Raw genomic sequence first — 12,256 nt, forward strand, 5'->3', positions numbered from 1 at the left:
CTTGATTGTGGCTGAGCCCAGCGGAAATCAAGCCCGTCCGGCGATTGAGGACGCCACCGCGCAGCGGTGGTGCGGACGAGACGGCCCAGCAGCGCTGGACGAGGAAGGCCCCCGCCTCGGTGAAGCGGGGGCCTTCCTCATGCGCTGACGCGTCGGTTCAGGCGATGCGGTCCAGCACGATCGGGTTCGCGGTGAACGCCGTGCCCTCGGCGGCGATGTCCACGCTGCCCTCCAGGGCCGACAGCGCGTAGTCGAACTTCTCCGGGGTGTCCGTGTGGAGGGTCATCAGCGGCTGGCCCGCGACGACCTTGTCGCCCGGCTTGGCGTGCATCTCGATGCCCGCGCCGGCCTGGACCGGGTCCTCCTTGCGCGCGCGGCCGGCGCCCAGGCGCCAGGCGGAGACGCCCACCGCGTAGGCGTCCAGCTTGGTCAGCACACCGGTGGACGCGGCCGTGACCACGTGCTGCTCGCGGGCGACCGGGAGCACCGCGTCCGGGTCGCCGCCCTGCGCGATGATCATGCGGCGCCAGTGGTCCATGGCGGAGCCGTCCTTGAGCGCCTTGGCCGGGTCGGCGTCGGGCAGGCCGGCCGCCGCCAGCATCTCGCGGGCCAGGGCGAGGGTGAGCTCGACGACGTCGGCCGGGCCGCCGCCGGCGAGGACCTCGACGGACTCGCGGACCTCAAGGGCGTTGCCCGCGGTGAGGCCGAGCGGGGTCGACATGTCGGTGAGCAGGGCCACCGTCTTCACACCGTGGTCCGTGCCCAGGCCGACCATCGTGGAGGCCAGCTCGCGGGCGTCCTCGATGTTCTTCATGAAGGCGCCGGAGCCGACCTTCACGTCCAGGACGAGCGAACCCGTGCCCTCCGCGATCTTCTTCGACATGATCGAGCTGGCGATCAGCGGGATCGCCTCGACCGTGCCGGTCACGTCGCGCAGCGCGTAGAGCTTCTTGTCGGCGGGGGCGAGGCCGTCGCCGGCCGCGCAGATGACGGAGCCGACGTCGCGCAGGACGTCCATCATCTCGTCGTTGGAGAGCAGCGCGCGCCAGCCGGGGATGGACTCCAGCTTGTCGAGCGTGCCACCCGTGTGGCCGAGGCCGCGGCCGGAGAGCTGCGGTACGGCCGCGCCGCAGGCGGCCACGAGGGGGGCCAGCGGGAGGGTGATCTTGTCGCCGACGCCGCCGGTGGAGTGCTTGTCCGAGGTCGGGACGGACAGGGACGAGAAGTCCATGCGCTCGCCCGACTTGATCATCGCGGCGGTCCAGCGGGCGATCTCGGCCCGGTCCATGCCGTTGAGCAGGATCGCCATCGCGAGCGCGGACATCTGCTCGTCGGCGACCTCACCGCGCGTGTAGGCGTCGATGATCCAGTCGATCTGCCCGTCGGTCAGACGGCCGCGGTCGCGCTTGGCGCGGATGACGGAAATGGCGTCCATCAGCACATTTTCCTTAGGTTCGTGCGTCCTCAGTCTTCCCGGGTCCGGAAAGTGACCCGGACGGGCTGAACATCAGCCCGTCCGGCGCTTGAGGACATCTTCAACGATTCAGGTCAGCGGGCCCAAACGCATCCGGCAGCAACTCCGACAACGGACGGACGCCCGATGTCGTGTCCACGGCCAGCTCCGGGCCGCCGTGCTCCCACAGCAGCTGACGGCAGCGGCCGCACGGCATCAGGATGTTGCCGTTGCGGTCGCAACAGGTGAAGGCCGTCAGGCGGCCGCCACCGGACGAGAAGAGGGCCGAGATCAGGCCGCACTCGGCGCACAGGGCGACGCCATAGGCGGCGTTCTCGACGTTGCAGCCGGTGACGGTGCGGCCGTCGTCCACCAGGGCCGCGGCGCCCACGGGGAAGTCGGAGTACGGGGCGTAGGCCCGGGACATCGCGTCCCGGGCCTGCGTCCGCAGCTCCTCCCAGTCGGGGGAAGAGGTCACTTTCCTTGGCCCTTCCGGTAGGGCTTGCCGTTGGCCTTGGGCATCCTCAGCCGCTGCGCGGAGAAGGCCAGGACCAGCAGCGTCACCACGTACGGGGTGGCGTCGACGAACTCCAGCGGCACGGTCTTGGTCAGCACGTACCAGAGGATCAGCGCGGCACCGAAGGCGCCGGAGACGATCGCGGCCCGGATCTTGCCGGTCTTCAGCCGCCAGGCGGCGAAGCCGATCAGCAGCACGGCGAGGAGCAGCAGCAGCGCGTGGACGGTCGGGCCGCCGGAGCGCAGCTGGAGGCTGTCCATGAAGCCGAACAGGCCGGCGCTCATCGCGACGCCGCCCGGCCGCCAGTTGCCGGAGATCATCGTGGCGAGGCCGATGTAGCCGCGGCCACCGGTCTGGCCGTCGGAGTACATGTGGGTGCCGATGGCGAGGAACGCGCCGCCGAGGCCCGCGAGGGCGCCGGAGACGACCACGGCCGCGTACTTGTAGGTGTAGACGTTGACGCCGAGGGACTCGGCGGCCACCGGGCTCTCACCGCAGGAACGCAGGCGCAGACCGAAGGAGGAGCGCCACAGCACGACGAACGTGCCGACGAACAGCAGCGCCGCGACGATCGTCAGCCAGGGCACCTCGGAGACCAGGCCGTCGAGGATGCCGGCGAGGTCGGAGACGAAGAACCAGTGGTGCTTCTCGATGTCGTGCAGCCAGTCGGACAGGCCGGGGATGGAGAAGTTCGGCATGTCCGCCATGACGGGCGACTGCTTGTCGTTGCCGCCCGCCTGCTGGGCGGCGCTGCCCTCCGCGCCGAACCACAGCTTGGCCAGGTACTGCGTGATGCCGAGGGCCAGGATGTTGATGGCCACACCGGAGATGATGTGGTCGACGCCGAAGGTCACGGTCGCGAGGGCGTGCACGAGACCGCCGAGCGCGCCGCCGACGACACCGGCGAGCGCCGCGGCCCACGGGCCGTGCTGCCAGCCGATCCAGCCGGCGCAGAAGGTGCCGAGCATCATCATGCCTTCGAGGCCGATGTTGACGACGCCCGCGCGCTCGGCCCACAGCCCGCCGAGGCCGGCGAGGCCGATCGGCACGGCGGCGGCGAGGGCGCCGCTGAACTGACCGGAGGAGGTCAGGTCGGTGACGCTGGTGATCTGGCGCAGCGCGGACAGCAGCAGCAGCGCGCCCGCGATGACCAGCAGGACGACCGGGTAGGACAGCTTGCGCCGTCCGGGCTTGTTCTTGCCGCTGAGCGCGTTGGAGACCGCGGCAGTGAAAGTGGTACTCACGCGGAAACCTCCGCCTTGTCGCTCTTACGGGCCTGGGCGGCGAGCTCCTCGCCGACCTTCCGCTGCTGGGCCTTGAGGCCGTACCGGCGCACGATCTCGTAGGCGATGACGACGCACAGGACGATGACGCCCTGGATCACGCCGACGACCTCCTGCGCGTAACCCTCGAACTCCAGCTGGGTGCCGGTGCGCTCCAGGAAGCCCCACAGCAGCGCGCCGAGCGCCATGCCGATGGGGTGGTTGCGGCCGAGCAGCGCGATGGCGATACCGGTGAAGCCGATGCCGGTGGGGAAGTCGGTGCCGTAGTTGTACGAGACACCGAGCAGGGTCGGCATGCCGACGAGGCCCGCCATGGCGCCGGAGAGCACCATCGAGGTGATCACCATGCGCTTGACGTTGACGCCGCTGGCCTGGGCGGCCGACTCGGACTGGCCGACGGTGCGCAGGTCGAAGCCGAAGCGGGAGCGGTTCAGGACGAACCAGTACACGAGTCCGGCGAGGGCCGCGATGACGACGAAGCCGTAGATGGGCTTGGGCGTGGTCGGGATCTCGAAGAAGTGCGCGGAGTCGGGGAGGTAGGGCGTGTGGATCAGGTTGCCCTCCTTCTCCGCGAGCCGCCCGTCCTGGAGGAAGTAGCCGATCACCGAGGCGCCGATGGCGTTCAGCATGATGGTGCTGATCACCTCGCTGACGCCGCGGGTCGTCTTGAGCAGGCCGGCGATGCCGGCCCAGATCGCGCCGACGATCATCGCGACGATGATGATGACGGGGATCTGGATGATGCCCGGCAGCGTCAGGGCGCCACCGACGACGGCGGCGAAGAAGGCCGCGATGCGGTACTGGCCGTCGACGCCGATGTTGAAGAGGTTCATCCGGAAGCCGATGGCGACGGCCAGCGCGGACAGGTAGTACGGGGTCGCCTTGTTGATGATCCAGACCTGGGAGTCGGCCTTCGAACCGAAGTCGACCATGACCTGGTAGGCGTTGAAGGGGTCCTTGCCGGTGGCCGCGATGATGATCGAGGTGATCACCAGCGCGGAGACGATCGCCAGGATCGGCGCGGCGAAGCCCAGGATCAGCTTGTTCTTGTCGAACTTCTTCACGAGGCTCATGCTTCGTCGCCCCCTTCCCGCTCCTCGTCGTTCTCCACGTGCTCAAGGTGGCCGGTAGCGGCGCCGGTCATGGCCGAGCCCAACTCCTCCGGGGTGATGGTGGCGGGGTCCGCGTCGGCGACCAGGCGGCCGCGGAACATCACCCGCAGGGTGTCGGAGAGCCCGATCAGCTCGTCCAGGTCGGCGGAGATCAGCAGCACCGCCAGGCCCTCGCGGCGCGCCTCGCGGATCTGGTCCCAGATCTGCGCCTGCGCGCCGACGTCCACGCCCCGGGTGGGGTGCGCGGCGATGAGCAGCTTGGGCAGGTGGCTCATCTCGCGGCCGACGATCAGCTTCTGCTGGTTGCCGCCGGACAGGGAGGCCGCGGTGACCTCGATGCCGGGGGTCCGCACGTCGTACTCGCGCACGATGCGCTCGGTGTCGGCGCGGGCGGCCTTGTTGTCGAGGATGCCGCGCCGGCTGTTGGGCTTCTCGGTGACGTGGCCGAGGATGCGGTTCTCCCACAGCGGGGCTTCCAGCAGCAGGCCGTGGCGGTGCCGGTCCTCGGGGATGTAGCCGATGCCGTCCTCACGCCGCTTGCGGGTCGGCGCGTGGCTGATGTCGGTGCCGTCGAGGGTGATCACACCGCCGTCGGGGTCGCGCATGCCCATGATGGCCTCGACGAGCTCGGCCTGGCCGTTGCCCTCGACGCCCGCGAGGCCGAGCACCTCGCCCTTGTGGATGGTCAGCGAGATGCCGTCGAGCACCGAGCGGACGACGCCGTCGGGGTCGGTGGCGAACAGCTTCAGGTCCTCGACCGTCAGCATCGGCGTGTCGGTGACCGTCGACTCGCGGGTCTCGGGCGAGGGCAGCTCGCTGCCGACCATCAGCTCGGCAAGCTGCTTGGGGGTCGTCTCGCTGGGCACCGCGGTGCCGACCGTGGTGCCGCGCCGGATGACGGTGATGTCGTCGGCGACCGAGAGCACCTCGCCCAGCTTGTGCGAGATGAAGATGACCGTCAGACCCTCGGCCTTGAGCTCGCGGAGGTTGTCGAAGAGCGCGTCGACCTCCTGCGGGACCAGAACGGCGGTGGGCTCGTCGAGGATCAGGGTGCGGGCGCCGCGGTAGAGGACCTTGAGGATCTCCACGCGCTGGCGGTCGGCGACGCCGAGGTCCTCGACCATGGCGTCGGGGCGGACCCCGAGGCCGTAGGCGTCGGAGATCTCCTTGATCTTCGTACGGGCCTTGTTGCCGATGCCGTGCAGCTTCTCGGCGCCGAGGACGACGTTCTCCAGGACGGTGAGGTTGTCGGCCAGCATGAAGTGCTGGTGCACCATGCCGATGCCGCGCGCGATCGCGTCGCCGGGCGTGTGCAGGGTGACCTGCTCACCGTCGAGCTCGATGGTGCCCTCGTCCGGCTTCTGCATGCCGTAGAGGATCTTCATCAGGGTCGACTTGCCGGCGCCGTTCTCACCGCACAGGGCGTGGACGGTGCCACGCCGGACGGTCAGGTGGATGTCGTGGTTGGCCACGACGCCCGGGAACCGCTTGGTGATGCCCGCGAGTTCTACTGCGGGGGCGGTACTACTGGTACTGCTGGACGCTTTGATGGCGCACTCTCCTCGGGGAAGGGAGCGGGAGGAAGCCGGGGCGGGGCCGGGCGGGGACCGGCGGAACTCCGGGCTGGGCGGGGGCGACGCTACCGCGTCAACGAAAAGCTACGCGCGTAGCGTTGGCGCGTATGTACGGGCCCGGCGGAGAGGGGTACTCCCTCGCCACCGGGCCCGCGGCCGTACGAGCGGTCGAGGACCGGTCAGCGGCGGATCAGGCCGGCCGTGGCCGGCCCCGGATCACGGGGCGATCTTGACCTTGATCTGGCCGTCCGCGATCTTCTTCTTCGCTTCCTCGATCTGGGCCTTGATGTCGTCGATGTGACCACCGGTGGTGGCCAGCGACACGCCGCCGTCCTTGAGGAGGTACTTGTGCTCACCCGTGAGCGGCTTGCCGTCCTTGACGCTCTTGATGAGGTCGAAGACCGCCACGTCCACGTTCTTCACGACGGAGGTGAGGATCGAGTCCTTGTACTTGGCCAGGCCCGGCTGCTGGGCCTGGTCGGAGTCCACGCCGATCGCCCAGGCGCCCTTCTGGCCGGCGATGGCCTCGATCGAGCCGTTGCCGGAGAGGCCGGCCGCGGTGTAGATCACGTCGACGCCCTGGTCGAGCATGCCCTTGGCCTTCTCCTTGGCGGCCGCCGGGTCGTTGAAGCCCTTGTCGTTGTTCGGGTACAGGTACTGCGAGATGACCTCGACCTTGGAGTCGGTGTCCTTCGCGCCCTGCTCGAAACCGGCCTGGAACTTCTGGATCAGAGCGTTGTTCACACCGCCGATGAAGGCGACCTTCTTGCTCTTGGACTTCAGCGCCGCGGCGACACCGGCGAGGTACGAGCCCTCGTGCTCACCGAAGGTCATGCTGTCGATGTTCTTGCCCGGGGCGACGGAGTCGACGACGCCGAAGGTGACCTTGGGGTATTCCTTGGCGACCTTCTCGATCGACTTCGAGTAGTTGAAGCCGACGCCGATGACGGGGTTGTGGCCCGCGTCGGCGAGGGAGCTCAGGCGCTGCTCGCGCTCGGCCTCGGTCTCGCCGTTCTTGGCGGTCAGCAGCTTGGCCTCGACGCCGAGCTCGGCCTTCGCCTTGTCGACGCCACGGGCGGCGGACTCGTTGAAGGAGTGGTCGTCACGGCCGCCGACGTCGAACGCCAGACCGACGCCCTTGTCACCGCCCGAATCGGTCGAGGAGCCGCCACAGGCGGTGAGAGTGAATGCGAGAGCCGCGGCGGTGATTCCCGCGGCAGTGATTGTGGATACCCGGCGCACGAAGGGGCCCCTTCACTCGAAGCGCCTCCGTCGGCGCTGGTTCGCGGGAATCGTAACGCGCGTAGATGGAGATAAAAGGGGTGGTTCGAAGCCGTTATCGGATCGTCGTTAACGGCCCTTGACCCAAATGCCAACAGATTGCCTACGGCAACCGGCCGTCCAGCAATGCCGCCGCCGTGAAGAGCTCCACGCCCGCCTGGATCGCGCTCTCATCCACGTCGAAATCACCGCAATGCAGGTCGCGGCGGGTGTTGTCGCCCACCGGGCGGACTCCCAGCCGGGCCATCGCGCCGGGGACGTGCTCCAGATACCAGGAGAAGTCCTCGCCGCCCAGGCTCTGCTCGGTGTCCTCGACGGAGTACGGTCCGCGGCGCGCCGTCATGGCGCTCCGCAGCAGCTCGGTGACGTCCGGGTCGTTGACGACCGGCGGCACCCCGCGCAGGTAGTTGATCTCGGACTTGGCGCGGTGCAGCGTGGCGACCTCGTCGATCGCGGCGTGCACCAGGTCGGGTGCGTCGCGCCAGGCGTGCAGGTCCAGGCAGCGGACCGTGCCGGACAGCTCGGCGTGCTGCGGGATGACGTTGCAGGCGTGCCCGGCCTCCAGCCGCCCCCAGGTCAGCGACAGGCCCGAGCGGGCGTCGACGCGGCGGGCGAGCACCGCCGGCACGTCCGTGGCCACCCGGGCCACGGCGGTCACCAGGTCGGTGGTGAAGTGCGGGCGGGCGGTGTGGCCGCCGGGGCCGTCCAGCGAGACCTCCAGCCGGTCGCAGGCGGAGGTGATCGCGCCGTGCTTGAGCCCGATCCGGCCGACCTCGACCTTGGGGTCGCAGTGCACGGCGACGATCCGGCCGACGCCGTCCAGCGCGCCGCACTCGATGGCGTCGAGCGCGCCGCCGGGCAGCACCTCCTCGGCCGGCTGGAAGATCAGCCGGACCGGGCGGGGCAGCAGGCCCTGCTCGGCCAGCCGGGCGAGGACCAGACCGGTGCCGAGGACGACGGTGGTGTGCACGTCGTGGCCGCAGGCGTGCGCCATTCTGGGGACGGTCGAGCGGTACGGGACGGACTTGGTGTCCGGAATGGGCAGGGCGTCGAGGTCCGCGCGGAGGGCGAGGATGCCGCGGGCGGTGGTGCCGTGCTGCCCGGCGACCCGTCCGGCCGTCTCCCGCGCGGTGTCCCGGCCGATGTCACAGAAGAGCCCGGTGCCGGTGGAGAGCGTACGGGGGACGAGCCCCGCCTTCTCCAGCCTCGCTTTGACCGCCGCGGTGGTGCGGAACTCGCGGTTGCCCAGCTCGGGGTGCATGTGCAAGTCCCGGCGGAACGCGATGAGTTCGTCACGCAGCCCGGAGGGAAGCAGTCCGGGGAGCTCACCGTCGACGGTTTCGGGTGCGGCGTCCAAAGGCATCAGATGGTTCACGTAGTGAAGGGTAGAGCCCTCAACCCCGCAACTGCCCCCCGATCAAGAAAAGTTCAGCCGCATGGATGGGCCATCCGAGGGGTATGACCAGTATTTACGGACGCAAGCGGAGTCATGGGGCCGTCAGTGGTCTGGCCGGAAGTCGTCGCACATCCGGCGCGGTATCGGTCACCTCGGTGAGGAACCCCTCCGCCCGGGGCGAGGGGCGCTCGGTGAGCCACAGCGGATCGATGTCGCAGACGGCGACCGTGACGCCGGTGCCGGCGAGGGCGAGCGGCAGCGTGTGCACCACGGTCGAGGGAAAGCTCAGGACCGTTCGGCCGATCGGCCCCCGACGGGCGATCAGCTCCAGGGGCAGGTCGGGCCGTACGACCTCCAGGCCGATGCCGGTGGCGATGCGGCGCAGCTTCTCGGTGCTCTCGCGCCGGTGGGCGAAGTAGCGGGTGGCGCCGTGGGCGGCGGCCAGGCCGGCGACGGCCTCCAGATAGCGCTCGGGGTCCACGACCCCGGTCTCGACCAGGGAGGTGCCGACGACGTCGGTGCCCCGGGTCAGCCGGGGCGGGCCGAAGGCGGAGCGGGTCCAGGCGAAGTCGTTGGCGGTGACGGTCACCCCGGGCGGGGCCTCGACGGGCATGGAGGTGAACACCTCCACGCTCCGGCGGTCGTTCGGCGCAAGCCGCCGGCGCGCTGAAGCGGACACCGGCGCGAAGACGATGTCGCGCGCCCCTCGGGTGCCGCGCCGGTGCCATCGTACGAGGCGTTCGCCACGGGCCAGTTGGGAGACGAACTCCATGGTGGCCGTGCCGTCGTCCACGACCACCAGCTCCCGTGCGCGGGTGATCGTCAGCAGTAGCTGCACGTAGCGCGAGAACGGGTCCCCGATGACGACGCGCCGCGCACGGTACAGCGCCCCGGCGAGCCCGCCCACCGTCCGTACCGGCGCGCCGGGGCCGCCCCGGGCCTCCTCCCAGCGCACCTCGTGGCCCTCGTCGCGGGCCAGCTCGGCCATCCGGCGCAGCTGGCCGCGGGTCATGGGGTCGTGCGGGGCGAGCACCACGATCACCAGGGGGGCCGGGGTGGCCGTCCCGGCGCGGTGGTCGCGCTGGCGCGGCACGCCGTGGCTCAGCGGCCGTCGTCCGGGCGGCGCGCCACCCGGACGGCGGGTCGCGTACGCCCATTCGAGGACGTTCAGCAGCTGCACCGGGCTCTCGACGAACGCCAGCGTGGGGGCCGGGCCGGGAGGCGGCCCCTCGGGCGGTGTCACCTGGGCGCCCGTCAGACCGTGGCGGGCTGCCGGTCGCCGCCCTCGGCGACGACGCCCGTGACGCGGCGCAGCTTGCGCATCGGCGCGAGCTCGCTCTCGTAGACCCTCTTCACCCCGTCACCGAGCGACTCCTCGACCACGCGGATGTCGCGGACGAGCCGCTGGAGGCCGCCGGGCTCGACGGAGGCGGCCTGGTCGGAGCCCCACATGGCCCGGTCGAGGGTGATGTGCCGCTCGACGAAGGTGGCGCCGAGGGCGACGGCCGCGAGGGTGGTCTGCAGGCCGGTCTCGTGACCGGAGTAGCCGATGGGCACGTTGGGGTACTCCGCCTGGAGGGTGTGGATCATCCGGAGGTTGAGCTCGGCGGCCTTGGCGGGGTAGGTCGAGGTGGCGTGGCAGAGCAGGATGTTCCCGCTGCCGAGCACCTCGACGGCGTGCCGGATCTGCTGCGGCGTCGACATGCCGGTGGAGAGGACGACGGTGCGGCCGGTGGCCCGCAGCGCGCACAGCAGTTCGTCGTCGGTGAGCGAGGCGGAGGCGACCTTGTGGGCCGGGAGGTCGAACTTCTCCAGGAAGGCGACGGCCTCGGTGTCCCAGGGGGAGGCGAACCAGGCGATGCCACGCTCACGGCAGTGGGCGTCGATGCGGCGGTATTCCTCCTCGCCGAATTCCACCCGGTGGCGGTAGTCGATGTACGTCATCCGGCCCCACGGCGTGTCGCGCTCGATGTCCCACTGGTCGCGCGGGGTGCAGATCTCCGGAGTGCGCTTCTGGAACTTCACGGCGTCGCAGCCGGCGTCGGCGGCGGCGTCGATGAGGGCGATGGCCTTGTCGACGTCACCGTTGTGGTTGATGCCGATCTCCCCGGTGATGTAGACGGGGTGGCCGGGGCCGGCGATCTTGGTGCCGAGGGGGCGGGTGCGCAGAGCGGGGGTCATGTGAGGCGGTTCCTTCGGGTGTGGGATCAGCGGGAGGGTGGGGTCGGTCGGTCCGCCGGTCAGAGCGAGGGGCCGAGGAGCCAGGAGGCGATCTCGCGGAGGGCGCCGCTGCCGCCGGGCGCGGAGGTCACGGCGCGGGCGGCGCCGCGGACGGCGTCGTGGGCGCTCGCGACGGCGACCGGCCAGCCGACGAGGCCGAAGCAGGGCAGGTCGTTGACGTCGTTGCCGACGTAGAGCACGCGGTCGGGTGCGACGCCGTGCTCCTCGCACCACTGTTTGAGCGCCCGGTCCTTGCGGTCGACGCCGTGCAGGACGGGCACCTGGAGCTTGCGGCCGCGCGCGGCGACGACCGCGTCGGTCTCGCTGGAGAGGATCAGCAGGTCCAGTCCGGCGCGGCGCAGCGCGGCGACGCCGAGCCCGTCGCCGCGGTGCACGGCGACGATCTCGCGGCCGTCGGCGTCGATGAGGACGCGGTCGTCGGTCTGGGTGCCGTCGAAGTCCATGACGACGGCGTCGACGTCCTCGCGCGTGGGGAGGACGGCGCCGGCGGCGGACCCGTCGAGGATCGGCGCGAGGGCGCGGGCGCGGGCGAGGTCGTGCGGATCGTCGACCTCCAGCACGCGGGCGGCGTCGGTCCGTACGAGCTCGGTCCGCCCGAAGAAGCGGTGCCGGGCGGTCCGGAAGCCGTCGGCCCGCATGGCGTAGGCGGCGCCGGTCTCCAGCAGGTCCTGCGGGCGGTCCTGGCGGCGGGGGCGGTGGGCCTTGTCGTGGTTGACGCCGCGGGCGCCGGCCGGGGCGGTCGGCGGGACGGCGGCCCAGGCGGGGACGCCGGTGGCCACGCGCGCGTGCTCCTCGTGTGCGGCGCCGGTCTCCTCCCGCCAGACGAAGCCGTGGAAGGGCGCCACGGTCAGCGCGCTGTCGGCGCCGCCCTCGACGACCGCGGCGGCGACGCCGTCGATGTCCTCGCTGCTGAGGAAGGGGCTGGTGCACTGCACCAGGAGGACGGCGGCGACGCGGGTGCCGTACCGCGCCTCGTACGCCTCCATGGCGTGCAGCACCGCCTCCTCGCTGGTGGCGGTGTCGCCCGCGATCGCGCCGGGCCGCTGGACGACGACCGCGCCCGCGCCGCGCGCGGTGGCCGCGATGCCGGGGTCGTCGGTGGAGACGACGACATCGCTGACCAGGCGGGCCGCGCGGCACTCGCGGACGGCGCGGGCGACCAGGGGGACGCCGCCGACGGCGGCGAGGTTCTTGGCGGGTACGCCCTTGGACCCGCCGCGGGCGGGGATGACGGCGAGGACGGCGGCCGGGGCCATCGGGGCTCCTTCGGTTGCGGTGCTCACAGCTCTCCCAGGCGGCGGATGACCGGGGCGACGCGCTGGACGCCGTGGCGGTAGGCGCCGCGCGCGGCCTCGCGCACCGCGCGCCGCAGGGCGCTGGGCTCGGCGACGTCGTCCCC

General features: G+C 71.1%; 10 protein-coding genes. All 10 read right to left on the minus strand.

Annotation, left to right across the window (positions count from 1 at the left end; genetic code table 11):
• Positions 1-157 precede the first annotated feature (157 nt).
• The 10 genes from J7E86_RS19620 to J7E86_RS19665 all read right to left on the minus strand — a co-directional run bounded on the left by J7E86_RS19620 (position 158) and on the right by J7E86_RS19665 (position 12,113).
• Positions 158-1,441 (minus strand): thymidine phosphorylase, encoded by a 1,284-nt coding sequence (locus tag J7E86_RS19620; protein ID WP_215083004.1) that lies wholly within the window; start codon positions 1,439-1,441, stop codon positions 158-160.
• Positions 1,442-1,535: 94 nt separating this feature from the next.
• Positions 1,536-1,931 (minus strand): cytidine deaminase, encoded by a 396-nt coding sequence (locus J7E86_RS19625; protein WP_215083005.1) that lies wholly within the window; start codon positions 1,929-1,931, stop codon positions 1,536-1,538.
• Positions 1,928-3,214: an ABC transporter permease gene (locus tag J7E86_RS19630; RefSeq protein WP_215083006.1), complete on the minus strand. Its 1,287-nt coding sequence runs from the start codon at positions 3,212-3,214 to the stop codon at positions 1,928-1,930. Before J7E86_RS19630 ends, J7E86_RS19625 begins: the two co-directional genes overlap by 4 nt.
• A complete protein-coding gene (locus tag J7E86_RS19635) occupies positions 3,211-4,326 on the minus strand; it encodes an ABC transporter permease (protein WP_215083007.1) in 1,116 nt (371 codons plus the stop codon). Before J7E86_RS19635 ends, J7E86_RS19630 begins: the two co-directional genes overlap by 4 nt.
• A complete protein-coding gene (locus tag J7E86_RS19640; protein WP_215083016.1) occupies positions 4,323-5,915 on the minus strand; it encodes an ABC transporter ATP-binding protein in 1,593 nt (530 codons plus the stop codon). Before J7E86_RS19640 ends, J7E86_RS19635 begins: the two co-directional genes overlap by 4 nt.
• Positions 5,916-6,155: 240 nt before the next feature.
• Positions 6,156-7,181: a BMP family protein gene (locus tag J7E86_RS19645; protein ID WP_215083008.1), complete on the minus strand. Its 1,026-nt coding sequence runs from the start codon at positions 7,179-7,181 to the stop codon at positions 6,156-6,158.
• A gap of 142 nt (positions 7,182-7,323) precedes the next feature.
• Positions 7,324-8,583, minus strand: coding sequence for an amidohydrolase (locus J7E86_RS19650; RefSeq protein WP_215083017.1), 1,260 nt, complete (start codon positions 8,581-8,583; stop codon positions 7,324-7,326).
• Positions 8,584-8,707: 124 nt separating this feature from the next.
• Positions 8,708-9,859 (minus strand): hypothetical protein, encoded by a 1,152-nt coding sequence (locus J7E86_RS19655; protein WP_215083009.1) that lies wholly within the window; start codon positions 9,857-9,859, stop codon positions 8,708-8,710.
• Positions 9,860-9,870: 11 nt separating this feature from the next.
• Positions 9,871-10,797 (minus strand): N-acetylneuraminate synthase family protein, encoded by a 927-nt coding sequence (locus tag J7E86_RS19660; RefSeq protein ID WP_215083010.1) that lies wholly within the window; start codon positions 10,795-10,797, stop codon positions 9,871-9,873.
• A 59-nt stretch (positions 10,798-10,856) separates the two neighbouring features.
• Positions 10,857-12,113, minus strand: coding sequence for an acylneuraminate cytidylyltransferase (locus tag J7E86_RS19665; protein ID WP_215083011.1), 1,257 nt, complete (start codon positions 12,111-12,113; stop codon positions 10,857-10,859).
• Positions 12,114-12,256: the final 143 nt, after the last annotated feature.

The organism is Streptomyces sp. ISL-11, assembly GCF_018614525.1.
Taxonomy (GTDB): domain Bacteria; phylum Actinomycetota; class Actinomycetes; order Streptomycetales; family Streptomycetaceae; genus Streptomyces.